Source organism: Caulobacter endophyticus (assembly GCF_029543245.1).
Lineage (GTDB): Bacteria > Pseudomonadota > Alphaproteobacteria > Caulobacterales > Caulobacteraceae > Caulobacter > Caulobacter endophyticus_A.
Genome location: NZ_JARQWV010000002.1, coordinates 162,885 through 188,232, shown reverse-complemented (window position 1 = coordinate 188,232; position 25,348 = coordinate 162,885). Strand labels below are relative to the sequence as shown.

The 25,348-nt window shown below is 69.8% G+C and carries 26 protein-coding genes and 2 pseudogenes; 12 read left to right on the top strand and 16 right to left on the bottom strand.

The annotated features are described in order from the left end of the window. Positions 1-151 precede the first annotated feature (151 nt). From ptsP to P7A99_RS02870, 6 genes are all read right to left on the bottom strand, one after another. Positions 152-2,416, bottom strand: coding sequence for a phosphoenolpyruvate--protein phosphotransferase (gene ptsP / locus P7A99_RS02895; RefSeq protein WP_277792436.1), 2,265 nt, complete (start codon positions 2,414-2,416; stop codon positions 152-154). Between the two features lie 179 nt (positions 2,417-2,595). Further along, entirely contained in the window at positions 2,596-2,994 is a 399-nt protein-coding gene (locus tag P7A99_RS02890; protein WP_277792435.1) for a hypothetical protein, read from the bottom strand. A gap of 132 nt (positions 2,995-3,126) precedes the next feature. Next, the gene (locus tag P7A99_RS02885; RefSeq protein WP_277792434.1) at positions 3,127-4,071 is read right to left on the bottom strand and encodes a DMT family transporter; all 945 of its coding nucleotides are present in this window, start codon (positions 4,069-4,071) and stop codon (positions 3,127-3,129) included. A gap of 69 nt (positions 4,072-4,140) precedes the next feature. After that, positions 4,141-4,926, bottom strand: a complete 786-nt coding sequence (locus P7A99_RS02880) for an AraC family transcriptional regulator (RefSeq protein WP_277792433.1) — start codon at positions 4,924-4,926, stop codon at positions 4,141-4,143. 155 nt (positions 4,927-5,081) lie between these two features. After that, a complete protein-coding gene (locus P7A99_RS02875; RefSeq protein ID WP_101715045.1) occupies positions 5,082-5,546 on the bottom strand; it encodes a hypothetical protein in 465 nt (154 codons plus the stop codon). 101 nt (positions 5,547-5,647) lie between these two features. Next, positions 5,648-6,895, bottom strand: coding sequence for an aspartate kinase (locus P7A99_RS02870; RefSeq protein WP_277792432.1), 1,248 nt, complete (start codon positions 6,893-6,895; stop codon positions 5,648-5,650). 172 nt (positions 6,896-7,067) lie between these two features. Here P7A99_RS02870 and ubiG point away from each other — a divergent pair, with 172 nt between their 5' ends. The 7 genes from ubiG to P7A99_RS02835 all read left to right on the top strand — a co-directional run bounded on the left by ubiG (position 7,068) and on the right by P7A99_RS02835 (position 11,432). Continuing rightward, a complete protein-coding gene (gene ubiG, locus P7A99_RS02865; protein ID WP_277792431.1) occupies positions 7,068-7,844 on the top strand; it encodes a bifunctional 2-polyprenyl-6-hydroxyphenol methylase/3-demethylubiquinol 3-O-methyltransferase UbiG in 777 nt (258 codons plus the stop codon). 35 nt (positions 7,845-7,879) lie between these two features. After that, positions 7,880-8,146, top strand: a complete 267-nt coding sequence (locus tag P7A99_RS02860; protein WP_277792430.1) for a type II toxin-antitoxin system VapB family antitoxin — start codon at positions 7,880-7,882, stop codon at positions 8,144-8,146. Beyond that, a complete protein-coding gene (locus P7A99_RS02855) occupies positions 8,143-8,547 on the top strand; it encodes a type II toxin-antitoxin system VapC family toxin (protein ID WP_277792429.1) in 405 nt (134 codons plus the stop codon). The genes P7A99_RS02860 and P7A99_RS02855 overlap by 4 nt, the downstream gene beginning before the upstream one ends. A gap of 50 nt (positions 8,548-8,597) precedes the next feature. After that, positions 8,598-8,975, top strand: a complete 378-nt coding sequence (locus P7A99_RS02850) for a hypothetical protein (RefSeq protein ID WP_277792428.1) — start codon at positions 8,598-8,600, stop codon at positions 8,973-8,975. Positions 8,976-9,095: 120 nt separating this feature from the next. Then, on the top strand, positions 9,096-10,148 hold the full coding sequence (locus P7A99_RS02845) for a glycine zipper 2TM domain-containing protein (protein WP_277792427.1): 1,053 nt from the start codon (positions 9,096-9,098) through the stop codon (positions 10,146-10,148). Positions 10,149-10,255: 107 nt separating this feature from the next. After that, positions 10,256-10,567, top strand: a complete 312-nt coding sequence (locus P7A99_RS02840) for a glycine zipper 2TM domain-containing protein (RefSeq protein WP_277792426.1) — start codon at positions 10,256-10,258, stop codon at positions 10,565-10,567. A 166-nt stretch (positions 10,568-10,733) separates the two neighbouring features. Then, on the top strand, positions 10,734-11,432 hold the full coding sequence (locus P7A99_RS02835; protein ID WP_277792425.1) for a dienelactone hydrolase family protein: 699 nt from the start codon (positions 10,734-10,736) through the stop codon (positions 11,430-11,432). 41 nt (positions 11,433-11,473) lie between these two features. On the opposite strand, the pseudogene P7A99_RS25170 reads toward P7A99_RS02835, so the two are convergent. From P7A99_RS25170 to P7A99_RS02815, 5 genes and pseudogenes are all read right to left on the bottom strand, one after another. Then, a pseudogene (locus P7A99_RS25170) lies at positions 11,474-11,600 on the bottom strand (hypothetical protein); the annotation flags it as partial. A 13-nt stretch (positions 11,601-11,613) separates the two neighbouring features. Further along, the gene (locus P7A99_RS02830) at positions 11,614-12,048 is read right to left on the bottom strand and encodes a DUF1178 family protein (protein WP_277792424.1); all 435 of its coding nucleotides are present in this window, start codon (positions 12,046-12,048) and stop codon (positions 11,614-11,616) included. Between the two features lie 18 nt (positions 12,049-12,066). Further along, on the bottom strand, positions 12,067-12,900 hold the full coding sequence (locus P7A99_RS02825; RefSeq protein WP_277792423.1) for a carbon-nitrogen hydrolase family protein: 834 nt from the start codon (positions 12,898-12,900) through the stop codon (positions 12,067-12,069). Next, positions 12,897-13,151, bottom strand: a complete 255-nt coding sequence (grxC, locus tag P7A99_RS02820) for a glutaredoxin 3 (protein ID WP_101718258.1) — start codon at positions 13,149-13,151, stop codon at positions 12,897-12,899. Before grxC ends, P7A99_RS02825 begins: the two co-directional genes overlap by 4 nt. 29 nt (positions 13,152-13,180) lie before the next feature. Beyond that, positions 13,181-13,906: a ComF family protein gene (locus tag P7A99_RS02815; protein ID WP_277792422.1), complete on the bottom strand. Its 726-nt coding sequence runs from the start codon at positions 13,904-13,906 to the stop codon at positions 13,181-13,183. Positions 13,907-13,958: 52 nt separating this feature from the next. On the opposite strand from P7A99_RS02815, the gene P7A99_RS02810 reads away from it, so the two are divergent. Beyond that, positions 13,959-14,873: a methyltransferase domain-containing protein gene (locus tag P7A99_RS02810; RefSeq protein WP_277792421.1), complete on the top strand. Its 915-nt coding sequence runs from the start codon at positions 13,959-13,961 to the stop codon at positions 14,871-14,873. A 195-nt stretch (positions 14,874-15,068) separates the two neighbouring features. Continuing rightward, on the top strand, positions 15,069-16,127 hold the full coding sequence (locus tag P7A99_RS02805; RefSeq protein WP_277792420.1) for a winged helix-turn-helix domain-containing protein: 1,059 nt from the start codon (positions 15,069-15,071) through the stop codon (positions 16,125-16,127). Here P7A99_RS02805 and P7A99_RS02800 read toward each other — a convergent pair. Further along, positions 16,120-17,523 carry a glycoside hydrolase family 43 protein gene (locus P7A99_RS02800; RefSeq protein WP_277792419.1) on the bottom strand — a complete coding sequence of 468 codons (1,404 nt, stop codon included), beginning with the start codon at positions 17,521-17,523 and terminating at the stop codon, positions 16,120-16,122. The genes P7A99_RS02805 and P7A99_RS02800 overlap by 8 nt on opposite strands. A gap of 45 nt (positions 17,524-17,568) precedes the next feature. After that, entirely contained in the window at positions 17,569-17,994 is a 426-nt protein-coding gene (locus P7A99_RS02795) for a (deoxy)nucleoside triphosphate pyrophosphohydrolase (RefSeq protein WP_277792418.1), read from the bottom strand. Positions 17,995-18,081: 87 nt separating this feature from the next. Here P7A99_RS02795 and P7A99_RS02790 point away from each other — a divergent pair, with 87 nt between their 5' ends. After that, positions 18,082-18,417, top strand: a complete 336-nt coding sequence (locus tag P7A99_RS02790; protein WP_277792417.1) for a PRC-barrel domain-containing protein — start codon at positions 18,082-18,084, stop codon at positions 18,415-18,417. A 160-nt stretch (positions 18,418-18,577) separates the two neighbouring features. Here P7A99_RS02790 and P7A99_RS02785 read toward each other — a convergent pair whose 3' ends face one another. From P7A99_RS02785 to P7A99_RS02775, 3 genes are all read right to left on the bottom strand, one after another. Next, positions 18,578-19,618, bottom strand: coding sequence for a beta-eliminating lyase-related protein (locus P7A99_RS02785; protein WP_277792416.1), 1,041 nt, complete (start codon positions 19,616-19,618; stop codon positions 18,578-18,580). A 126-nt stretch (positions 19,619-19,744) separates the two neighbouring features. Then, positions 19,745-20,128, bottom strand: coding sequence for a hypothetical protein (locus P7A99_RS02780; RefSeq protein WP_277792415.1), 384 nt, complete (start codon positions 20,126-20,128; stop codon positions 19,745-19,747). 30 nt (positions 20,129-20,158) lie between these two features. Continuing rightward, a complete protein-coding gene (locus tag P7A99_RS02775) occupies positions 20,159-21,055 on the bottom strand; it encodes an EamA family transporter (RefSeq protein ID WP_277792414.1) in 897 nt (298 codons plus the stop codon). A 244-nt stretch (positions 21,056-21,299) separates the two neighbouring features. Here P7A99_RS02775 and P7A99_RS02770 point away from each other — a divergent pair. Both P7A99_RS02770 and P7A99_RS02765 read left to right on the top strand, forming a co-directional pair. Next, a pseudogene (locus P7A99_RS02770) lies at positions 21,300-23,476 on the top strand (putative bifunctional diguanylate cyclase/phosphodiesterase); the annotation flags it as partial. A gap of 386 nt (positions 23,477-23,862) precedes the next feature. After that, on the top strand, positions 23,863-25,320 hold the full coding sequence (locus P7A99_RS02765; RefSeq protein ID WP_277792413.1) for a DEAD/DEAH box helicase: 1,458 nt from the start codon (positions 23,863-23,865) through the stop codon (positions 25,318-25,320). Positions 25,321-25,348 lie beyond the last annotated feature (28 nt).

The following is a 25,348-nucleotide window of genomic DNA, read 5'->3' as shown; positions in this document are numbered from 1 at the left end:
AACAGATCACCCCAGAAATTCGCGTCGCACGAGAGTCCGACCGATTTACGCCGACTCTAGCCGGCATTCGTTAACATTCGATTGTGGATATCAAAGTAAGTGGCCGGATTCAATGAGCTAAACTTGGCCGCAAGGTTAACCGGCCATCAGTCTAGACGGCGACATAAAGCTTCCGTGCCAAGGTTTCGATCTCGCCCCGGAGAGAGCCGCCGGAGCCCTTCAGCAGGGCCTCGACATTGCGCCGGGCGGCCTCGCGATCGCACGACAGCACCATCTGCTTGACCGGCCCGATGCCGGCGGGCGGCATGGACAGGCGGTCGAAACCCAAGGCCACCAAGGCGAAAGCCTCTAGCGGACGCCCCGCCATCTCGCCACAGACCGAGACCTGGGTGCCGGTGTCCTCACAGGCCTGCTGGATGGTCTTCAGCGCCCGCAGGGCCGCCGGCGACAGCGGGTCATAGCGGTCCGACACCCGCGGATTGCCCCGGTCGGCGGCGAACAGGTACTGCATCAGGTCGTTGGTGCCGACCGAGACGAAGTCGGTCATCGGCAGCAGCGCGTCCAAATGCCACAGAAGCGACGGGGCCTCGACCATGGCGCCGACGTCCAGACGGGCGGGCGCGGGCCGGCCACGCTTCAGCGCCCAGGCCACTTCTTGGTCGACAAAGCCGCGAGCGGCGCGGAACTCGTCCACATTGGCCACCAGCGGGAACATGATCCGCAGCTCGCGGCCGTTGGCGGCCTTGATCAGGGCGCGGATCTGGAGGCGCAGCAGGGCCGGACGGTCCAGGCCCATGCGCACGGCGCGCCAGCCCAGGGCCGGATTGTCCTCGCGCTCCAGCTCCATGTACGGCAGCAGCTTGTCGCCGCCGAGGTCGAGCGTGCGGAAGGTCACCGGCATGCCGTCGGCCGCCTCCAGAACCTTCTCGTAGAGCGAGGTCTGGGCCTCCAGCCGCGGCATTTCCTCGGCGACCATGAACTGGAACTCGGTGCGGAACAGGCCGATGCCCTCCGCGCCGGTCTCGCCCAGGATGTCGAGGTCGACGGCCAGGCCTGCGTTCATCAGCAGGGTGATCTTGGAGCCGTCTCGGGTGAAGGCGGGCGTATCGCGCAGGCGGGCGAACTCGGCCTTGCGCTGGGCGCGGACCTCCATCCGGGCCTTCAGCGCCTTGACCACGTCCGGGCGCGGCCGCAGCCAGGCCTCGGCCGTCTCGGCGTCGACCACCACGGGATCGCCCTCGCTGACCCGGTCGCGCAGGCCGGCCAGGCGGCCAACACACGGGATATCCAGCGCCCGGGCCACGATGCCGGCGTGGCTGGCGGCCGAGCCTTCCTCGAGCAGGATGCCCTTCAGCTTGGTGCGGTCGTATTCCAGCAAGTCGGCCGGGCCGAGGTTGCGGGCGATCAGGATCGCGTCCTCGGGCAGCTGGCGCACGGCGTGGACGTCACCCGACAGGTGGCGCAGCAGCCGGTCGTTCAGGTCTTCCAGGTCGTGCAGCCGCTCGCGCAGATAGGGGTCGCGGGCCTGGCCCAGGCGAGCGCGATGCTCCGAACGCACCCGCTCGACCGCCGCCTCGGCGGTCAGGCCCGAGCGCACGGCCTCCTGCAGGCCGCGATTCCATCCTCGGTCATGGGCGAACAGGCGGTAGGTCTCGAGCACCTCGTACGATGCGCCGACCAGGCCGTGCTGGCCCTCCAGCATCTCGTCGATCTGGGTCTGCAAGGCCTCGATGGCGTAGGAGAGCCGCGCCTCCTCGGCCAGGGCGTCGTCCGACAGCAGCTGTTCGGGGGCCACCGGCTGCTCGTGCAGCACCGCCACGCCGTACGCCAGGCCCTCGGCGAAGCGCGAGCCCTTCAGCCGCTCGGGCTTGTGGGGAGCCAGCTCGACGTCCTTGAGCTCGTCGGCGCCCAGGAGCTCGCTGGAGCTGACCATCTCGGCCAGCACCATGGCGATGATCTGCAGGTCCTCGACCTCTTCGTCCTCATAGACCCGCTCGGTGCGGTTCTGGACGACGAGCACGCCGATCGCCCGGCCGCCGCGCAGCAGCGGCACGGCCAGGAAGGCGTGATAGGGGTCTTCCCCCGTTTCCGGACGGTACGAAAAGGACGGGTGGCTGGCGGCGTCCGACAGGTTCAGCGGCCGGCCCAGGCGCATGGTCTCGCCGACCAGGCCTTCGCCCGGCTTCATGCGGGTGACGTGGACGGCGTCGCGCGACAGACCTTCGGTGGCGAAGAGCTCCAGATCGCCCGAGGCGCGGCGCAGATAGATCGAGCAGACTTCGGCCACCATCGAGATGGCGATGGTGCGCACCACCATGTCGAGCTTGGCCTGGGCGGGTCCGCCGCCGGCCATGGCCTCGCGGATCTGGCGAAGCAGGCTTCTGGGTCCTCGAACGGCGATGCCGGGGCCTGCCATGTCGCCTGTCGTGCGCTCCCTTGGTTCCGACGCGGGCAAGCGCGTCGTCTCTCATGGGCGCTATAGCAGATTTCGCGCGCCGCACAGTGAGCGCGGCGTTTTTCTCGACCCTTAAGCGCAAAAAACGCCGCCCCTCCGAAAAGGGGCGACGCTCTGCCTAGCTTGTCAGCGGCGAAGCTTTAGCGGCGCTGACCGTAGTAGTCGTAGCCGGTGTTGTAGCGATCGCCCTGGTAGCGACGGTTGTCGCGACGGTCGTAGCGGTCGTTATAGCCGTAGCGGTTGTTGCTGTAGTACGGGCGGCGGTCGTCATAGCGGCTGCTGTAGCGGTGATGACGCTTGTCGGTGGCGGTGGCCGCGCCGATGGCGCCGCCGGCCAGGGCGCCGACCGCGATCGCGCCGCCGTCGCCGTCGCCCAGCATGGCGCCGGCCGCGCCGCCCAGGACAGCGCCCAGGATCGCCCGCTCGGTCTTGTTGCTCTTGCCGCGGTCGCCGGCGAAGGCGGCCGAGGCGGGCAGGACCAGAGCGCCGGCGATGGCGGCGCTGATGGCGATCTTGCTGAACTTACCGAAGGTCTTCATGGCATGTGCTCCTTGTTCCAGAAGCGTCGCCAATCCCGAGGGCGGCGCTGTTGATGGCCTTTATGAGCCTTGCCGTTTGAACCCAGTCTGAACGCGCCCGTTCATGTTCGCGTCAGGTTTCGAACAACCTTCCTACTCCGCCGCGTGAACCGCCGCCGGGCGATGCAGCCGCACCGACCAGATCACCCCGGCCAGCATCAGGACGATCGCAGCCCCCTCCAGCAGGTGCGGCCAGCGGCCCTCGTGCAGGAAACCGTACAGCAGTGCGAACAGGGTCTCGAACACGATCAGTTGGCCCGACAGGCTCAGCGGCAGCACGCGGCTGGCGGCGTTCCACAGACCATTGCCGATCACCGAGGCGCCGATGGCCACGGCGAAGCTGACCATCCAGAACCAGGTCCAGGCGGCCGGCGGATGGCTCTCGCCGCCCAGCATGAAGGCCGGGACCACAAGCACCAGCGACAGCAGCCCCGTGGCTAGGCCCGTCAGCAACGACCATTCGTGGCTGTTGAACTTCGGCGTGGCGGCCAGGCGCCGGGCGTTCCAGACGGCGTAGACGGTCCACACCGCCAGGGCCAGGGCAGCGCCCGCAACGCCCAGGATCAGCTTGCCAACCGGCGCGCCGGATGGGGAAGTGAACACCGCCACGTTGATGCACACCCCGCCGGCGACGATCAGGGCCAGCGGCCCAGCCAGGGACTTCAGGGGCGTGCCCTCCCCCTTCTTCGCGCCCATCAGGGTGATGGTCACCGGCAGCAGGCCGATGATCAGCGAGGCCAGGGCAACGCCCGCCGTCTGCACCGCGATCGACAGGCCCACATAGTAGACAAGGTTGCCCAGCAGGCTCAGCCCAGCCAGGTCGCGCCAGTCGCGGGCGTCCATCCGGGCCATCACCGACTTCCACGTCGGCGCCAACAGCACGGCGGCCGCCAGGCCATAGGCGATGTAGCGCCCGGCGGTCATCTGCAGCGGCGTGAAGGCGTCCAAGAGCTTCGGGGCCAGGAACACCCCGCCCCACAGGGCGCCGGCGAAGAGGCCGTAGACGAGGCCGAGCAAAAGGTTCCGGGGACTGATCATGGGGCCGGACCTAGCAGGCGCGCGAAGCCGTGGCTTTGGCGAAAACTCCCGAAGATCGGGCGAAGGCTCCTAGCGGCGCCCCTTGCGCCAGGCCGCCGGCGTGACGCCCAGGACGGCCTTCATCCGCCGCGTCAGCGTGCTCTGGTCGCCGTGGCCAGTGCGCAGAGCGATTTCCGCCACCGAGAGGGTCGGATCGTCCAGCAGGTGCTGGGCGGCCCGCAGCCGGGCGTCGGTCAGGGCCGCGTGCGGGGTCGCGCCGTAGGCGGCGGCGAAGCGGTCGAAGAAACGGCTCTGGCTCATCCCGGCCTCGGCGGCCAGATCCCGGACGGTCAGCGGCTGGTGGTAGCGGGCCTCGATCATCGCCGCGGCGCGGGCCAGGCGCGGATCGACGGCGATCGGACCGCTCGACAGGCCCCGCAGCAGCAGCGGCGTCCACAGGCCCGCGACGCCGTCGTCGATGCCGCCCGGCGCCTCGCCCGCCAGGAACGACAGCAGGCCGCGCACCGGGCTGGTGACGTTGGCGAACGGCTTTTCGCGCAGGCGCTCGAACGGCGCCATGAGAGAGGCGCCGATGTCGGCCACCACGAACAGGTTCTCGCCGTCGGCGGCGCAGACATGGCGCGTGCCCGGCGGGATCACCGCGGCGCTGCCCGGATCGACCCGCCCGCCCTTGCCGTCGATCTCGATTTCCAGCACGCCGCGACGCGGCAGCACGATCTGGTCGAAGTCGTGGGCGTGCGAGATCGCCTCGACGCTGTAGCGCCGGAAGGACAGCTCCGCGGGGGCGTTCAGGTCGTGACCCATGGTGGTGTTGTAGCGCCGGGAATAGAGACGTCCCACCCTCCACGACGACAAAAGTCCCGCTTCCCTAGCCTTGTGCCTAGGGCCCATGGTCGCGCCAGACTGTGAGCCGCCGGACGCTTTCCGCCCGCGTGGTAGCCAAGGGCGCCGATATCAGAAGCGGCGGGACGATGGATCCTGGGCACGAGGCCCAGGAAAGCAAAATGGGGTCAGCCGTGCCCGGGCAGGGCCAGGGGCTCCTCGGCGTCCATGACCAGGCGCCGGGCCTGCTGAAGGGCCGCGTCGATGTCGCTCTCGATGAACTCGACCTGCAGGTCGGTCAGAGGATGCGGGGCGGCGATGACGTTGCGCAGGTAGTCGCGCTTTTCCGGCTCGGTCATGGTCCACCAGCCGACCGTGTGGCCTTCCTCGATGACGGCGTCGCCCATGGCCAGCAGGTCGTCGGTGTCGAAGATCGGCTGGCCGGGCTTTTCGGGGAACCACTGGCCGTCGTCGGGCAGGGCCTGGTCCAGCTGGCGCAGCAGGGCCGCCAGCCAGGGACTGATCAAGAGCGGCTTCTCGTAGCCGTCTCCGAACTTGGCGCGCAGGAGCAGGTCGTAGAGCAGCTCGAGCCCGGCGTCGCCGTGGAAGGTCACCGTCTTGGCGGCGGGATCGAACTTGAAGACGTCGGGCATGGGACTCTCGAAGGCTGGTGCGCCTTCCATAACGTCAGAGCACGACGTTTAGGCAACGATCGGCTCCCTCGAACCGCTCGGGTTCGAGGGAGCCGGTATCCTTACAGCTGGTCCAGGCCGTACACGGCGTGCAGGGCGCGGACGGCCAGCTCGGTATAGGCCGCGTCGATCAGGACCGAGATCTTGATCTCCGAGGTCGAGATGACCTGGATGTTGATGTTCTTCTCGGCGAGGGCCGCGAACATCGACTGGGCGACGCCGGCGTGCGAACGCATGCCGACGCCGATCACCGACACCTTGGCCACGTCCTCGTTGACGGCCACGTCCTCGAAGCCGATCTCGGCCTGCGCGCCGCGGACGATCTCCAGGGCGCGCGTGGCGTCACGCTTGCCGACGGTGAACTCCATGTTGGCGGTGTCGGCGCTGCGGGCGCGCGACTGCACGATCATGTCGACATTGACGTTGGCGTCGGCCAGGCGGCCGAAGATGGCCGAGGACACGCCCGGATGGTCGGGCAGGCCCAGCAGGGTGATCTTGGCTTCGTCGCGGCTGTAGGCGACGCCCGAGACGATGCGCTTTTCCATGATTTCTTCCTCGTCGCAGACGATCGTACCTTGGCCCGGGGCTTCGCCCGGCTCGACGAAACTCGACAGCACCCGCACCGGGACGCGATGGGCCATGGCCATCTCGACCGAACGGGTCTGCAGCACCTTGGCCCCCAGCGAGGCCATTTCCAGCATCTCTTCGTAGCTGATCTTGGCCAGGCGCTTGGCCTTGCTCTCGATCCGGGGGTCGGTGGTGTAGACCCCGTCCACGTCGGTGTAGATGTCGCAGGCGCCCTTCACCGCGGCGGCGATGGCCACGGCGCTGGTGTCAGAACCGCCACGGCCCAGCGTGGTGATGCGGCGCTTGGGCGTCACGCCCTGGAAGCCGGCGATGACGGCGATCTCGCCGGCCTCGAAGCACTCTTCCAGGTTCTCGGGCGGGATTTCCTCGATCCGGGCGCGGCCGTGGGCCTCGTCAGTGATGATCGGAACCTGCCAGCCCAGGAACGAACGGGCCTTGTGGCCCATGTTGCGCAGGGTCATGGCCAAAAGGCCGGCGGTCACCTGCTCGCCCGACGCCACGACGGCGTCGTACTCGTCGTCAGACTCCGGCAGGCCAGCGGCGGCGCGGCCGGCTCCGTCCGTCCAGGCGACCAGTTCGTTGGTCTTGCCCGACATGGCGGAAACGACGACGGCGACCTGCTTGCCCGTGGCGACTTCCGCGGCGACCAGGCGCGCCACCCGGCGGATGCGCTCCAGGTCGGCCACCGAGGTGCCGCCGAACTTCATCACCAGACGTGACACGTCTCTAAATCCTCGAACCAAAGCGGTTTTTTCTTGCGCCTGCGCGGCCGGAACCCATCCTTCCGCGCAAGCCCGCGCCTTCTAGCGGGGCCTCGGCGCAACGGCAATGTCGCGCAGGTGTCTTTTTTCTCGCAGCATGGCGCGAAAAATTGGCCGTGCTAGATACCGGGCCATGACCAGCGCCGCCCCCGACACCGCAGGAAGCACGCCCAACTGGAGCATCGACCCCGCCGACGTGGCGCGGTTCTCGGCGATCGCCGCCGAGTGGTGGGACCCGAAAGGCAAGTTCGCGCCGCTGCACGTGTTCAATCCCTGCCGGCTGGCCTTCATCCGCGAGCAGGCGCTGGAGCGCTTCGGCCGCGACGGCAATGACCGCGCCCCGTTCGAGGGCCTGTCCCTGATCGACATCGGCTGCGGCGGCGGCCTGCTGTCCGAGCCGATGGCCCGCCTGGGCTTCTCGGTCACGGCCATCGACGCCTCGGAAAACAACATCAAGACCGCCGCGGCCCACGCCGCCGAGCAGGGCCTCGCCATCGGCTACCGCCCCGCCACCGCCGAGCAGCTGCTGGCCGAGGGCGCGGGCCCGTTCGACGTGGTGCTGACCATGGAGGTCATCGAGCACGTGGCCGATCCGGGCGCCTTCCTGCGCACCTGCTCGCAGCTGCTCAAGCCCGGCGGCCTGATGATCGTCGCCACCCTGAACCGCACGCTCAAGGCCCTGGCCCTGGCGAAGATCGGCGCCGAGTACGTGCTGCGCTGGGTGCCGCCCGGCACCCACGAATGGAAGCAGTTCCTCAAGCCCGAGGAGCTTCGCGCCTTCATGGCCGGCGAACCGGTCGAGATGCACGGCCCGTTCGGCGTCGCCTACAATCCGCTGACCGGCCGCTGGAGCCGCTCCACCGACGTCGACATCAACTACATGATGACGGTCACCAAGCCGGCGGCGTGACGCAGAACGCGGTTCGCGGTATGTTTCCCACCGCGATGACCAAGTTCGAGACCATCGAGATCGAAAGCCGGGTCGTGGACCATGTCCGCGAGCTTGCACGTCGGCGCGGCGGCAGCCTGTCGGAGGCCATCGACGCGGCGGTGCTCGCGACGTTGGAGCGGGATCGGGCCGACCAACCGCGTGCGCCCTCCGTGGATCTCGACGAGGTCGCGCGGATCGCGGCCCGCTTCAGGGCCCTCCCCGAACGAGCGCCCATGCCATCCGACGCAGACTTCTACGACGCCGACGGCCTGCCGCGTTGATCGTCGTCGACGCCTCCGCGATCGTCGCCATACTGCTGGGCGAACCGGAAGCCGTCGAATTCGCCGCCAGGCTTCATGTCGAACAGGACGGCCACGCGATGTCGGCCGTCAACTACTGGGAAATGTTGGCCAAGGCCGAGGTCTCCAGAGGAGAGATCGGACGGCGGGAAGCCGAACACCTCCTCCGGGCGCTGCGGATCGAGATCCATCCCGCCGACGCCGAACAGGTACGCCTCGCCATCGAGGCCTTCGTTCGCTTCGGCCGCCATACGCCCGCCAAGCTGAACCTCGGCGACTGCTTCGCCTACGCCCTCGCCGTCACCCACGGCGGCGGCGCCCTGCTCTACAAGGGCGACGACTTCGCGCGCACCGACCTGCGTTCGGCCGTGAAAGAGGCTTGACGGCGCCCCGCCAAAAGCCAACCTCCGGCTGTAGCCCTCGGAGTACCCGCATGTCCGTCCTGCTGTTCGCCCTCGCCGCCGCCCTGCCCACCCTGGCCGGGGATTTCGATGGGGACGGCAAGGCCGACCAGGCGCGGCTGGAGCCGCGCGGCGGGGCCCACATGCTGGTGGTCGAGCGCGGCGCGGCGCCGGGCAAGGTCGAGACCATCACCATGGTGGCCGACACCGCCGGCTTCTTCATCGCCGCCCAGCCGGCCGGAACCTACCCCACCACCTGCGCCAAGGACGTGGGCGCGCCCTGCGCCGCCGACGAGCCGCGCAAGGTCGAGCTGAAGGCCCCCGCCCTCGCGTTCGGCACGGAAGAAGCGTCGCTGGCCGTCGCCGTCTGGACGGGCGATCGCTTCGCCGTCACCTGGCTGAACGACTGATCCACCGCTTTCGGGAACCTTGGCCTTCGCCAAGGCTTATTCCGCCGCAGGGACTTTGAACCCGAACCGGCGTCTTGTGGGGCGGGATGTCGGTTCGTTCGTCGGAACGGAGACTTCCCCATGACTTCCCGCCGCATGGCTTGGCTGATGGCCGGCGCCGTCGCCATCAGCACGGCCGCGCCCGCGCTGGCTCAGGACGCCGGCTACCAGCAGCAGCTGCGCACCTATGAGGAGCAGCGCTCGTCCTACGAGGCCCGCCGGGCCGACTACGACAGCCGCCAGGCCCAGTACGACGCCGACCGCGCCGCCTATGATCGGGCGCGCAGCGACTACGACCGTCGCTATGGCTCGGGCGCCTATGACCGGCGCTATCCCGACGAGGCCCGCCGCTGGCGCACGCCAGCCTACCCGACCAGCAACGACTATTATGGCGAGCAGCGCCAGTTCGAGGCCGATCGCGCCGCCTACGAGCGCGCCCGTGACCGCTACGACGCCCGCAACGGCCGCGGCGCCTATGACCGCCGCTACCCGGACGAGGCCCGCCGCTACGACACCAGCGGCTACGACAACCGCTACGCCGACGACTACGACGCCCAGCGCCGTCAGTGGGAGGCCGACCGCGCCGCCTATGAGCGGGCCCGCGACGACTACGACCGCCGCTACGGCCGTGGATCCTATGACCGCCGCTACCCCAATGAAGCCGGACGCTGGGACGACGGTCCGCCGCCCCCGGCCTATGCCGGCGGCTCGGGGCTGTCTGGCGGCTATGCCGACCCGTGCCGCGACGACGCCAAGCGCAACGCCACCGCCGGCGGCGTGATCGGCGCTCTGGCCGGCGCGGTGATCGGTTCCAACGTGGCCGCCCGCAACGCCCGCACCGAGGGCGCCGTGCTCGGGGCCCTGGCCGGCGCAGGCGTCGGCGCGGCGATCGGCAACTCGGCCGCCAAGGCCCGTTGCGACACCCGTGGTCAGTACTGGTCTTACGAGGACACCGTGCCCTATCGCGAAAGCGCCGAGTATCGCGACCGGGCCGGCGGCTATTCGGAATGGAACCGCTACAGCGAGCGCAAGTGCCGCCTGGCGCCGGCCCAGACCGAGTACCAGGGCCGCACCGAGACCCGCTATGTCCGCGTCTGCCCCGACAGCGAAAACCGCTATCGCCTCGAAGGCTGACCTTAAAGCCGAGCTCCGCGTCGGGCGCCCGACATAGAACCGACACGGAGATTCGGCGTTATTCCCTTCAAGGGACACAGAACAAACGCTCTCAAACGGAGGTCGCCATGCGCGTCCAGATGAAAACCTTGATCGTCGCGGTGAGCCTCGCCTTCACCGCCTCCACCGTCGCCGTCACCGCCGCCGAAGCCCAGCAGCGCCGCGAACGCGTGCTCGTCTGCAAGAGCACCAAGAAGGCGCGCAACAAGGGCACGGTGATCGGCGGCCTGACCGGCGGCACGCTCGGCGCGGCCGTGGCCGGCAACGGCGCCAAGACCGAGGGCGCGATCCTCGGCGGCGTGGTCGGCGCGGTGGCCGGCAACCAGATCGCCAAGAAGAATTCCAAGAAGAACTGCCACTACGAGTACCGCTACCGCTAAGCGGAGCCTGCTGCTTTGGTCGGATGGCCCGCCCCCTCGGGGGCGGGCTTTTTCGTGAAAGCTTGAACCGATCGGTCGATCCACGCCCGATGCGGAGCCACATCGTTCAAGCCCGCCGTCCCGCCGCGCGCCATGGTCCGCCCACGCAGCCGCGAGGAGCACGACCATGGCCGAGAGCCTGACCATCCAGACCAACGACGGAAGCTTCCAGGCCCTGGTCGTGCGCCCCGACACCAGCGGGCCCGCGCCGGTCGTCGTGGTCGTGCAGGAGATCTTCGGCGTCAACGCCGGCATCCGCCTGATCGCCGCCGAATACGCCGTGCAGGGCTTCATCGCCGTCTGCCCCGACCTTTTCTGGCGCGTCGAGCCGGGCCTCTCGATGTCGGAGAACAGCGAGGAGAACTGGAAGAAGGCCATCGACATCTACACCGCCTACGACTTCGACCAGGGCGCGGTCGACGTGCTCAAGACGGTCGAGGCCGCTCGCGGCATCAAGGGTGGAAACGGCAAGGTGGGCCTCACGGGCTACTGCCTGGGCGGGCTGATGACCTTTCTCGGCGCGGCCCGCGGCGCGCCCGACGCGGCCGTGGCCTATTACGGCGGCGGCACCGAGCGCTATGTCGGCGAGGCGGACGGCGTGAAGGCCCCGCTGCTGATGCACCTGGCCGGCGAGGACGAGTTCATCGGCCCGGAAGCCCGCGCGACCATCGTCGAGGCTCTGGCCGGCCGCCCGAACGTCGAGGTCCACGTCTATCCCGGCCGTAACCACGCCTTCGCCCGCCCCGGCGGCAATCACTACGACAAGACCGACGCCGAGACGGCCAACGGCCGCACCCTGGCGTTCTTCAAGGAAAAGCTGGGCTAGCCGCACGCGCCTCTATCGTCATCCCGGAAAGCCCTCAGGGCTTATCCGGGACCCAGGGGGACTGGGCGCGGCGGCTGGGCTGTCCGCCCCAACACTTGCCGGCGCATAGCGGCGGCCCCTGGGTCCCGGCTCTACGCGCTGCGCGCTTCGGCCGGGATGACGAGCATTGGGTTGGCGAGGTTCAGTTCACATCCGTCTTCTTCGGCGGCGCGGGCGGCAGGGCGGCGATCCTGACGCCGTCCTCCAGCAGGCTCTTGACCTCCTTGGGCGAGGCCTCGCCGTAGATGCCGCGTTCCTCGGACTTGCCCTCGTGGATGTCGCGGGCCTCCTTGGCGAAGCGGTCGCCGACATAGTCGAAGTTCTCCTCGACCTCGCGGCGCACCTCGCTCATGGCTGTCATCATCATCTCGCGCATGCGGGCGTCGGGCTCGGGGGCCGAGCGCTGGGCCTTCGTCCCTGCAACGGCCGGGGCCATGATCTGCTTGCGCACGCCGGTCGAACCGCACACCGGGCATTCGACGAGGCCGCGGGCGGCCTGGTCGTCATAGTCGCTGGACGAGCCGAACCAGCCTTCGAACTCGTGCGCGTGGTCACAGGCGAGCGCGTACTTGATCATGGCCTTACGGATATGGGGTCAGGGACCCGTGAATGCACGGGCGTTGGCCAGGACCGGGATGGCCGCGCGGGCCTTGTCGGCGGCGGAAAGGTCGAGGTCGGCGATCAGCACGCCCGGCTCGTCGTGATCGAGTTTGCCGAGCACCTCGCCCCACGGACCGATGGCGATCGAGCGTCCCCAGGTGCCGCGCCCGTCCTCGTGGAAACCGCCTTGCGCGGCGGCGATCACGAACGAGCCGGTCTCGATGGCCCGGGCGCGCAGCAGCACCTCCCAGTGAGCCTCGCCCGTCGGACGGGTGAATGCGGCCGGCGCCGTGATCACCTTGGCCCCCGCCAGGGCCAGGGCCCGGTGCAGGGCCGGAAAGCGCATGTCGTAGCAGATGGTCAGGCCGAAGGCGGCCAGGGGCGTGTCGACCACCACCGCCCGCTCGCCGGGGGTGTAGGTCGCCGATTCCTTCGCCGTCTCACCGTTGGGCAGCTGCACGTCGAACATGTGCAGCTTGTCGTAGGTGGCGACGATCGCGCCAGTCGGGTCGAGGACGGCCTGCCTGTTCGCAGCCTTGCCGTCCTCGCGCAGCACCAGGGCCGAGCCGACGTCGATCCAGGTTCCGGTCTCGGCGGCGATGGCCCGCAGGCCACCCACCACCGGATCGTCCTCCAGCGCCGTCAGCGTCGGCAGCAGCCTGGCGCGGTCCTTCTGCAGGACGTTGGTGCACTCCGGCGTCAGCACGAAGCGCGCGCCCTGCCCGATCGCTTCACGCACCAGCGGGGCCACATGGGCCAGCGCCGCTTCGTGAGTCGCGGGCGTGCGGGTCTGGACCAGGCCGACTCGCAGGGGCGCGGACGGGCTCATGCGGCGAGAAGACCGTCCAGCTTGCCCTCGCGCTCGAGGGCCATCATGTCATCGCAGCCGCCGATGTGCTGCTCGCCCACGAAGATCTGCGGGAAGGTGTTGCGGCCCGAGCGGTCCATCATTTCCTGACGCAGCTTGGGGTCCATGCCGGCTTCGATCTCGGTGAAGTCGGCGCCCTTGTCGTTGAGCAGCTTCAGGGCGCGGGCGCAGTAGCCGCAGAAGGGACGGGTGTAGATGGTGACCTTGGCCATTTCGGTTCCAAAGGGTTGGATTCCCGCCCTCATATAGGACGGCTTCTCATTTCTGTAACGCGCGCGACGACAGTCAGATCGACAGCCGATGCTCCGGCCGCCAGAAGAGCTCGCGCGCAGCCCTCCGCCGTGGCCCCCGTGGTCAGCACGTCGTCGACCAGCAGCACCCGTTTTCCCTCGACCAGGGGCCGCTTGGCCTCGGGCACGGCGAAGGCGGCGGCGACGTTGCGGCGACGGCCGTCGGCCGACTTGCCGCCCTGGCTGGCGGTGTCGCGCTTTCGCACCAGGGCGTCGGCCAGGTAGGGCCGCCCCGCCGCACGGGCCAGCGGCCGGGCGATCTCGGCGGCCTGGTTGTAGCGGCGGCGCAGAAGCCTCGTGCGGTGCATCGGCACCGGAACCACCGCGTCGGCGGCCTCCAGCAGGTCGGGCGCGGCGCGCGAGATCCAGCGGGCGAACAGGGCCGACAGGTCGGTGCGATCGGCGTGCTTGAGCTTCAGGACGAGGTCGCGGGAATGTTCGTCATAGAGGCAGGCGGCCCTGGCCCGCGCGAAGGCCCTGGGCCGCGCCAGGCACAGGGCGCACAGCGGCTCGCCCTGGTCGAACGGAAACGGCGCGCCGCAGCCGTCGCAGACCGGTCCATCGAGAAAGGCGATACGACTCCACGCTCCGGCCGCAAGGCCCGGCGTTAGGGCCGGCTCGCCATCGAAGGCCCGTGGCGGCAGGATCAGGTCCAGAAGACCGCGTCCGAGCCCCATAAGACGTGGCCCGGGTTTCCATCGGGAGAAGGAATCGCCATGTTCCGCCCGCATGACCAGTTCGCCCCTCCTCTTCGACCGCGACCTTCTGCGGGCCCGCCTCGATCGCGCCGCGCCGCACTTCGGCCAGGCCGGCTTCCTCAAGGCGCGCGCCGCGGGTGACGCGGTCATGCGGCTTGAGGCGATCCTGCGGGAGTTTCCGGTCGCCGTCGATCTCGGAAGCCGAGACGGCGCTTTCCGCGCGGCGCTGTCGGAAAGCGACGCGGCCGGCAAGATCGACCTCCTGATCGACACCGACCTGTCGGCCCGGATGCTGGCCGGGCGCGGCGGCGCCACGGTGGTCGCCGACGAGGAGCGCCTGCCGTTCGGCGACGAGACGCTGGATCTCGTGGTCTCGACCCTCGCCCTGCACTGGACCAACGACCTGGTGGGCGCCCTGATCCAGATCCGCCGCGCCCTGAGGCCCGACGGCCTGTTCATCGGCGCGCTGTTCGGCGGGGCCACCCTGACCGAGCTTCGCCAGTCGCTGATGGCCGCCGAGGACGAGATCGCCGGCGGCGTCTCCATGCGCGTCTCGCCCTTCGCCGACACGGTGGACGCCGCGGGCCTGCTGCAACGCGCCGGCTTCACCCTGCCGGTGGCCGACGTCGACCGGGTCAAGGTGCGCTACGCCCACCCCATCGCCCTGCTGCAGGACCTGCGCCGCATGGGCGAGACCAGCGTGCTGCTGGACCGCTCGCGCAAGCCCCTGACCCGCAAGCTGCTGTTCCGGGCGCTGGAGATCTACCAGGAGCGTTTCGCCGAGGCCGACGGCCGCGTGCCCGCCACCTTCGAGATCGTCACCGCCACCGGCTGGGCGCCCCACGACAGCCAGCAAAAGCCCCTGCGCCCCGGCTCGGCCAAGATGCGCCTGGCCGACGCGCTGGGGGTGAAGGAGCAACCGGCGGGCGACAAGGCGGGGTCTTAAGACCCTCCCCCTGAAGGGGGAGGTGTCGGCGAAGCCGACGGAGGGGGACGTGGCCTGTGAGCCCGCCGCCGCCTCATCGTCAGCAGAAACTTCCCCCTCCGGCCCTCCGGGCCACCTCCCCCTTCAGGGGGAGGGTCTGGAGCCACGCCCCTTCCCGTGCATACTCCCCGCGACCCGCTACTCCAGGACCCCGCCTTGCCCGGCCGCTATCGCTTCGAGCGCTTCACCCTCGATCTCGATGACCGCCGGCTGACCCGTGACGGCGAGACCCTGGCGCTCAACGCCCGTTATCTCGACGCCCTGGCCCTGCTGGTCCGCGAGGAGGGGCGGCTGGTCAGCAAGGAGCGGTTCCTCGACGAGGTCTGGGCCGGCGTTCCGGTCACCGACGAAGCCCTTACCCAGTGCGTGCGCACCCTGCGCCGCCTGCTCGACGACCCCGCCGCCGCCCCGCGTTTCATCGCCACCGTGCCCAAGCATGGCTACCGTTTCGTGGCGCCGGTCGAGCAACTTGAGCGGGACGCCGTCGTCGCCTCCGCGACGCAAGCGCAAGCGGCCGTCAGGCCCGCCTGGACCTCCACCCTGCTGCTGGGCGCGGCCGGGACCGGCGGCGGCGGCGCGGCGGGCGCGATCGGCGGGATCGCCTACGGTTTCGCCGGCGCGGCCCAGGCCTCGCAGGCCGGCGCGGCCTCGGTGCTGCTGGTCATGCTGATCCTGTGCGTGCTGGTGGGCCTGGCCGGCGGCCTGGGCGTTGGCTTCGGGATCGCCATTTCCAGGCGCGCGCCCGGCCCCTGGTGGCGAGACGCCGTCGGCGGCGCGATCGGCGGCCTGCTGATCGGCGCGGCCTTCAAGCTTCTGGGTCTGGACGCCTTCAATCTGCTGCTGGGCCGCGCGCCGGGCGGCATCGCCGGCGCCTTCGAAGGCCTGGCGATCGGCGCGGCGGTCGGCCTCGGCGCGGGTCTGGCGCGTCAGCGGAGCCTGCGGCGCGGCATGGCCCTGGCCGGCCTGTGCGGCGCGATCGCCGGCGCCGTCGTCACCCTGCTGGGCGGACGCCTGATGGCCGGCAGCCTGGACCTGCTGTCCGACAGCTTCCCCGGCTCGCGCCTGCGCCTCGACGTTATCGGCGCACTGCTGGGCGAGCAGGGCCTGGGGCCGATCAGCCTGGTGCTGACCGGCGCGCTGGAGGGCCTGCTGTTTAGCGCCTGCGTGGTGGGCGCGATGACGCTCGCCGCGCGCCGTTCCCGCTCCGTCAGCTGACCAGCCAAGTCGCCGCCGCACGCGCCTTGGCGTCGGTCGCCACCGCGACGAGCATCGCGCCGTCGCGGTACATCAGGTAGCCGCCGCCCGGGGTCTGGAACGACACGCCCTTGCCGCCCGCCAGACCCCGCACGCGCTTGAAGGGGATGGCCTCGTCGCCTGGTGCGACCACAACCTCGCCCGACCTGACCCCCAGCGCCTGGCCTGGCCGCAGGATCGGCTCCAGCCGCACCGCGCCGCCGGCCCCGGCCTTCAGGCGCACCTGCGTGGTCGCCAGCGCGCCCTCGCCTACGCTCACGACATCGCCCTCGACGCGCAGGAACGCGCCCGGCCGGTTCAGCGGCGACAGGCGGTCGGGGATCTCGCCCGCCCCGGCCGGCACGCCGAAATCGGGCGTTCCGTCGGGCTTGTAGTAGAGGCGCTGCACCCGCGTGTGGCGGTTGGGGTCGAACAGCGGATTGCCCTTGATCGTCTTGTAGTCGCGGCCGTGGAAGACGAGGACGTCGCGGCCCTGCTCGTCGACGGTGAAGGAGTTGTGGCCGGGTCCCCAGACGCCGGTTTCCTCCGACGAGACGAACACCGGGACCGGCGACTTGGCCCACGAGGCCTGCGCCATCAAGTCGGCGTTCGCGTCGGCGGTCAGCAGGCCCAGGCAGTAACGGTCGTCGGTGGCGCTGGCGGAGTAGGCGATGAAGACCTTGCCGTTGCGGATCAGCACGGCCGGCGCCTCCGCCACCTTGAAGCCGCGCACCTCCCAGTCCAGCGTCGGCACGGTCAGGCGCACCGGCGGCCGGCCCAGGGTCAGCGGCGTGGCCAGCGGCGCGAGGTAGAGGTTGCTGTTGGTCTCGATCCCCGGCTCCTTCTGCGCCCAGCAGAACCAGCGCACGCCCTTGTGGTGGAAGATCGTGGAGTCGAGGTTGAAGCTGTCCCAAGGGGTCGCAACCTCGCCCAGCAGGCTCCAGCTTCCGGTCAGGGCGTTCCTGCCCTGGCAGCGCAGCACGTAGGTGCGGATGCGGAACGGCTGGCCCTTGTCGCCGGCAGCGAAATACATGTGCCAGGCGCCGTCGATCCAGTGCAGTTCGGGCGCCCAGATGTAGCCGCCCAGCTTGCCCTCGGTCGGCCGCCGCCAGATCACCGCCTCTTGCGCGGTCGCCAGGCCCGCCAGGGTGCGCGAGCGGCGCACGATCAGGCGGTCGTACTCGGGCACTGAGCCGGTCAGGTAGTAGTAGCCGTCCGTGTGCTTGAAGACCTGGGCGTCGGCCCGCTGGCGCACCATGGGATTGAGCAGCGGCGCGGCCTCCGCCGCCTGCGCGCCGCCCGCAACGCCGCTCAGACCCAGGGCCCCCGCGCCGGCTAGAAGAATGCGTCGCGAAGGCTGGGGGTCGAAGTTCGTCACGGTCGTTTCCTCAAACGCTTCGCGCCTTCGCGCGATTTGTCTGAGTTAAAGCACGTCCCGCAGCCAGGCGACCAGGGGAATGTCGGCCGGCGGCATTTCGTAGTCCGACAACTTGTCGGGCTTCACCCAGGCCATGGCCTTGTGCTCCTTGGCCGTGACCAGCCCCTCCCAGCGCCGCAGCAGATAGAGCGGCATCAAGAGGTGGAACTTCTCGTAGGTGTGCGAGGCGAAGACGAAGGGCGCCAGACACGCCTGGGCCACCGTGATGCCCAGCTCCTCGTGCAGTTCGCGGATCAGGCACTCCTCGGGCGCCTCGCCCTTCTCGACCTTGCCGCCCGGAAACTCCCACAGGCCGGCCAGCGACTTGCCCTCAGGGCGCTGGCAGATCAGCACCCGCCCGTCGACGTCGATCAGGGCGGCGGCGGCGACCAGGACGATGGGGCGGTCGGTGGGCGGTGCGGCGATGGTCATGCCCGATCCATCGCGGGCTTTGCCCAGCCTGGCAACTCCCTGCGCGCGACGAACGTTGCCCAGAGAGCATTGCCAAGGAGGAACGCCATGTCGCTGGACGATCGGCTGGTGAAGAGCGGCGACCTGATCGGGGTCGCGGTCACCGATCCCAAGGGCCACAAGCTGGGCGTCATCCGCGAGGTCTTCGTCGACCGCGACGCCGGGATCGGCCGCTATGTCGCCGTCGAGCCGTCGGGCCTGTTCACCGGAGGCAAGTACCACCCCCTGCCCTGGCGGATGCTGACCTTCGACGACAAGGCCCAGGCCTACGCCACCGACCTGTCGAAGGACCGCTTCAAGGACAGCCCCGCCTACGACCGCGACCAGCTGTCGAAGACCTCCTACGGCTGGGCCGAGCAGGTGGAGCGATATTTCGAGGGGTAGAAAAGATGCTCCCCCTGAAGGGGGAGCTGTCGCCCCCGGGTCCGGCCGCAGGCCGGCCCGAGGATAAACTCAGCGACTGAGGGGGAAGTTACTGCTGCGGCTCAGAGGCCGCTTCCCCCTCCGGCCCTACGGGCCACCTCCCCCTTCAGGGGGAGGATTTCTACACCCCCTCCACCACCGCCACGCGCTTCAGCGCCGCGCCCAGCTCCTCGACCATCTCGCTCGTCGTCGCCCACGAACACATGAAGCGCGCCGAGCCGTCGAGGAAGCGGTAGACGAACCAGCCCTCGCCGCGCAGCCGCTCCAGCGCCGCGTCGCTCATGGTCACGAAGATCCCGTTGGCCTCGACCGGATGGGCGATCGGATAGGGCATCAGGTCGGCCAGCTTGCGGGCCATGGCGTTGGCGTGCGCCGCGCGGGCCGCCCAGGGGCCGGTGTCGCCGTTTTCGCCCAGCAGCCCCAGCCACGGGGCGGCCAGGAAGCGTCCCTTGGAGACCAGTTGGCCGGCGTGCTTGATCCGCGCGTCCAGGCGGCGGCGATGGTCGGGGTTCAGGAACACCGCCGCCTCGGTCGGGGTCGAGCCGGCCTTGGTGCCGCCCATCACCAGAATGTCGACGCCCAGGCGCCCCACCGCCTTCAGGTCGAAGCCCGCCGCCACGGCGTTGGCCAGCCGCGCGCCGTCCAGGTGCACGCCATAGCCCTTGGCCCTGGCCGGATCGATCAGGGCCTTGAGGGCGGCTTCAGAATAGACCGTGCCGTACTCGGTGGCCGTGGTCAGCGACAGGGCTGCGGCCGGCTGGCGGTAGGAGACGTCGGGCTCGCCCAGCGCCGCCTCCAGCGCGGCGACCTCGATCTTGCCCGAGGCGCCCGGCAGGCCGATCAGGCCCACGCCCTGGCCGAAGAAGCCCGGCGCGCCCGTTTCGTCGGTGCAGATGTGGGCGTGCTCGTGGGCCAGCACGGCCTCGTGGGGTGAGGCTAGCAGGGTCAGGGCGAAGGCGTTGGCCGCCGTGCCCGACGGCATGAACTTGACCTCGGCGTCGGCGTCCAGCGCGGCGCGGATCCGGTCGCCCGCCGCCTGGCTGACATGGTCGGTCCCGTAACCCGACGCCGTGCCGGCGTTGGCGGAGACAAGCGCCTCCATCACCTCGGGCATGGCGCCGGCGACATTGTCGGAAGCGAAATCGTAGCGGGCGGAGGTCATGGACGGTCACTCGGAAAAGGAACGCCGCCTCGATGCCGGGACGGCGGCGCCATTTCAAGAGCTGACCCGCCGCGACACCGGGGCTTCACGACGAAGGCCGGACGAACGCCACCTGACGCCAGGCCACTACCAAAAGACATGCGCCGTGCGATTGCGCGGCTCGACGCCTCTCGTGGACATGGGTGGCTTCAACGGCGCCTCCAGCCGAAAAAGCGCGCGCGAAAGTCCTGCCTGGGCCAGATGATCGGCCACCGCCTTCGCCCGCTCGAGGGCCAGCTTCCGCAAGCCCCTTCCAAGCTCATCACCATCCACATGGCCGGAAATGACGATCGGCCTCTCGCCGCCGCTCCATCGCGAGGCGGCGTACTGCGCCGGAACCCGCGCCAGGACCTTCAACGCCTCGACGTCCAGCTCGGCCGTGTCACCGGAGAAGAACACCGGAACGAAGTTGTCGCCGAACGAGCTGGCGAGCGCGCGGGGCCCACAGGCCAACGCCGCAAACAGAGCCATGAACCTTCTGCGCAGCATCGCCCCTCCCCGTCAGGCCGCCGGCGCCGCCCGCAGCGCCCGGATCTTAGGCCACAGCATGTTGACCGCCAGGCCGGCCAGGACAAGGCCCGCCGCCAGCAGCTTCCAGGCCGGCAGCCCCTCGCCCAGCAGCAGGGCCGAGGCGCTCATGCCGAACACCGGCACCAGCAGGGCCATCGGCGTGACGGTGGCGGCCGGATGGCGGGCCAGCAGCCAGCCCCAGGCGCCGTAGCCGAACATGGTGTTGCCCACCGCCTGCCAGACGACGGCCAGCCAGGTGCCGAGGTCGGCATGGACCACGCCCTTGACCATGGCCGGCCAGCCTTCCAGCCACAGGGCCATGACCACCAGCGGCGGGATCGAGAACAGGCTGGCCCAGACCACGTAGCCCAGCATGTTCACCGGGCCGGCCTGGCGGGCGACGATGTTGCCGCAGCCCCAGCTCAGGGCCGCCAGCAGGCCCAGCGTGACGCCCAGCGGCGTGGCCGAACCGCCGCCGTGCAGGGCGATGATCAGGATCCCGGCGATCGCCAGCAGCAGGGCGACCACCTGGAAGCCCCGCACCCGCTCGCGATTGATCTGCATGGCCAGGGCGATGGTGAAGAACACCTGGGTCTGCAGGATCAGCGAGGCCAGACCCGGCGAGATGTGGCCCTTCATGGCCACAAACAGCAGGCCGAACTGCCCCGCCCCGATCAGCAGGCCGTAGCCGGCCAGATTGAGCCACGACACCGCCGGCTTCTTGACGAAGAACACCAGCGGCAGCAGCACGAAGGTGAAGCGCAGGGCCGCGAAGGTCAGCGGCGGCAGGTGGTTCAGCGCCTGGCGGATGACCACGAAGTTGGTCCCCCACACCGCCACCACCGCGAGAGCCAGCAGGAAATGGCGAAGCGGCAGGGAACTGGGCATTGGGGGTACTCCTCGGACGGGCCCTAACTAGGCCTTGCGACCCGACTTGACCATGCCGCGGGGCGCGCAAATCGCGATCGTCAGCCCACTGAGTATTCGCGCGGCGCCGTCACAGTAAACGCGCCCGAAATGACTGTGACGCAGCCGTGAAGTTTTCGCGAAACCGATAGTCCTCACGGTCAAGTTTAGCACCTCGTTAGGTGTGAAACCGCCATTCACCCTCGCGAGTGGAGGCGTATTCCCGATGTTCACCCTGCGCGACACCGTTTCTTCCCTGGCCCCGGCGCGGGCGGAAGACCTCGGCAAGACGCTTTACGAGCGGTTCCGCGAGGAGCCCGACACCCTGATCATCCCGGTGCTGGACGCCGACGACCGCCCCGTGGGCCTGGTCGAACGCAACGCCTTCTTCCTGCGCATGGCCGCCGAGTACGGCCGCGCCCTCTACGCCAACCGCCCGATCGAAGTGCTGATGGACCGCGAGCCGCTGGTGGTCGAGGCCGAGGTCGAACTGGCCGCCTTCACCAATGACAGCCTGTCCTACCGGGCCAGCGACCTGCTGCGCGGCTTCATCGTCACCGACGGCGGGCGCTATCTGGGCGTGGGCACCGTCATCGGGCTCTTGCAGGCCGCCAGCGAGACTAACCGCCGCAACCTCGACGCCCTGGCCGACGCCAAGGCCGACGAGGAGCGCGCCCGCACCTTCATGACCGCCGTGGTCGAGGCCATCCCGTCGATGGTGTTCGTCAAGCGCGCCTCCGACCAGAGCTACGTCCTGCTCAACCGCGCCGGCGAGAAGATCCTGGGCTACAGCCGCGAGGAGATGATCGGCCGCACCGACGAGGCCTTCTTCGATCCGGTGCAGGCGGCGATCTATCACGCCCGCGACGCCGAGGTGGTGCGCTCGGGCGAGGTCAAGGTCATCGAGGAGGACCTGATCCCCCGCAAGGACGGCTCCACCGCCATCCTGCGCACCAAGAAGATCGCCATCCTCGACGCCGAGGGCCGTCCCGAATACCTGCTGGGCGTCTCGGAAGACATCGCCGAGCGCAAGCGGGCCGAGGCCCAGATCGCCCGCCTGGCCCACTACGACCCGCTGACCGAGCTGCCCAACCGCCTGCTGTTCCACAAGGACCTGTCGGACGCCCTGGCCCGCGCCGCGCGCCGCGAAGACCTGGTGGCCGTGCACTGCGTCGACCTGGACCGCTTCAAGGTGGTCAACGACACCCTGGGCCACCCCGTCGGCGACGCCTTGCTGAAGGCCGCCGCCGAGCGCCTGCGGGCCTGCGTGCGCGACGGCGACACCGTGGCCCGCCTGGGCGGCGACGAGTTCGCCGTGGTACAGATGGGCCTGACCGACCTTTCCGGCGCCACGCGCCTGGCCGCCCGCATCGTCGAGGCCCTGGAGGCGCCGTTCGACCTGCTGGGCCACCAGGTGGTGATCGGCGGCAGCGTCGGCGTCGCCGTCTCGCCCGACGATGGTTTGGACTGCGACGAGCTGCTGAAGAAGGCCGACATGGCCCTCTATCGCGCCAAGGCCGACGGCAAGGGCACCTTCCACTTCTTCGAACGCGCCATGGACGAGCAGCTTCAGGCCCGCCGCGCCCTGGAGCTGGATCTGCGCAAGGCGCTGTCCGAAGGCCAGTTCGAGCTGTTCTACCAGCCGTTGTTCGACCTGGAGGCCGACCGCGTCACCGGCTGCGAGGCCCTGCTGCGCTGGTTCCATCCCGAGCGGGGCATGGTTTCGCCCGGCGAGTTCATCCCGCTGGCCGAGGAGATCGGCCTGATCGGCGCCCTGGGCGACTGGGTGCTGCGCGCCGCCTGCGACGAAGCCGCCCGCTGGCCGCAGCACGTGCGCCTGGCGGTGAACCTGTCGCCCGCCCAGTTCCGCGACCGGCGCCTGGCCGCCACCGTGGTCCAGGCCCTGGCCGCCTCGGGCCTGGCCGCCGAGCGCCTGGAGCTGGAGATCACCGAGAGCGTGTTGCTGCAGGACAGCGCCTCGAACATGGCCATACTGCACGACCTGAAGGCGCTGGGCGTGCGCATCTCGATGGACGACTTCGGCACCGGCTACAGCTCGCTGAGCTATCTGCGCAGCTTCCCGTTCGACAAGATCAAGATCGACCAGACCTTCGTGCGCGACATCCTCGACGACGCCGACGCCCTGGCGATCATCAAGGCCGTGCTCGACCTGGGCGCCAGCCTGGGCATCACCACCACCGCCGAGGGCGTGGAGTCCGAGGAACAGCTGCACGAGCTGCGCCGCCAGGGCTGCGGCGAGATCCAGGGCTACTTCATCAGCCGCCCCAAGCCGGCGGTCGAGATCGCCGCGCTGCTGGGGGTGGAGACGGCGCCGCGCGGCCTGTCGGACGTGGTGGCGTTCTCGGCGGCGGCGGTAGTCGAGACCCTCCCCCCGAAGGGGGAGGTGGCCCGAAGGGCCGGAGGGGGAAGCGGCTTCTGAAACGCCGCAGCAACTTCCCCCTCAGTCGCTCCGCGACAGCTCCCCCTCCAGGGGGAGCATCTTGCGGCCGGCGCCTCCCACGCCCCCGCAAACCCTTGCGCACCAAGGCCCTCCCCGAGCGCCTCCCTTGACTTCGCACCTGCAATATACGATATGAGCCTCGCGCCCATCGGCGCTATCGGTGCTCCAGCCGCGTGACGGACCCCTCTGGGTTCAGCCTGTCGAGCGCCCTGAAAGCTTCTCATAGACCGCCCGTATCACGCGGGGCGCTCCCCACCGACCCGCCGCCAGGCGAGCCGTGCGAGGACCGCGCGCGCCGTCTCGCGGCCGTATGAAAGATACGTCCGCAGTGACTCAATTCACCGACCTTGGCCTGGCCAAGCCGATCCTCAAGGCTCTGACCGACAAGGGCTACACCCAGCCTACCCCGATCCAGGCCCAGGCCATTCCGATCGTGCTGAAGGGCCGTGACCTGCTGGGCATCGCCCAGACCGGCACCGGCAAGACCGCCGCCTTCGCCCTGCCGATCCTGCACCGCCTGGCCGAGGACCGCCGTCCGGCCCCGCGCCGCGGCTTCCGCTGCCTGGTCCTGTCCCCCACCCGCGAACTGGCCACCCAGATCGCCGAGAACTTCAAGGCCTACGCCGCGCACCTGGGCCTGTCGGTCGCCACCGTCTATGGCGGCGTGAAGTACGGCCCGCAGATGCGCGCCCTGGCCGGCGGCGTCGACGTGCTGGTCGCCACCCCGGGCCGCCTGATGGACCACCTGGGCGAGAAGAGCGCCACCCTGGGCGGCGTCGAGATCTTCGTCCTCGACGAGGCCGACCAGATGCTCGACCTCGGCTTCGTGGTGCCGATCCGCAAGATCGCCAGCCAGCTGCCCAAGGACCGCCAGAACCTGTTCTTCTCGGCCACCATGCCCGGCGAGATCGGCAAGCTGGCCGGCGAACTGCTGAAGAACCCGGCCCAGGTCTCGATCACCCCGCAGGCCACCACGGTCGAGCGCATCGAGCAGTCGCTGATCTATGTCGAGGCCCAGCGCAAGCGTCCGCTGCTGGCCGAACTGCTGGCCGACCGCAGCGTCGAGCGCGCCATCGTCTTCACCCGCACCAAGCGCGGCGCCGACCGGGTGGCCAAGTACCTGACCGCCGCCGGCATCGAGAGCGCCTCGATCCACGGCGACAAGACCCAGGGCCAGCGCGAGCGCGCCCTGGCGGCCTTCAAGGCCGGTGAGGTCAAGGCCCTGGTGGCGACCGACATCGCCGCCCGCGGCATCGACGTCAACGACATCAGCCACGTCTTCAACTACGAGCTGCCCAACGTGCCGGAGGCCTATGTCCACCGGATCGGCCGCACCGCCCGCAAGGGCAAGGACGGCGTCGCCATCAGCTTCTGCTCGGACGACGAGCGCAGCCTGCTGAAGGACATCGAGAAGGCCACCCGCCAGAAGATTCCGTCCTTCGACCGCCGCAACGACAAGGCCCTGGCGGCCGCGGCGGCCGTCGCCGACAAGCTGGCCCCGGCCGAGAAGTACGTCGACCCGCGCAAGGCCGACCCGCGCAACAACGTGCCGTCGGAACTGCGCCGCAAGCGCAACCGCAACGGCGGCGGCCAGGGCAAGAACGCCCAGGGCAAGGGCGGCCAAGGCGGCGGCCAGCAGGCCCAGGGTCGTGGCGAGGGCCGCAACGGCGGTCGCGGCAAGGGCGGCGGCCAGGGCCAGGGCAAGGCGGCCGCCGGCGGCGGCGACTTCCGCGGCCCCAAGCGCGGCGTGCAGCAGGTCGAGACCCGCTGGAGCCCCATCGACTAAGGAGCCAGACTCCCAGGAAAGGCCGCCT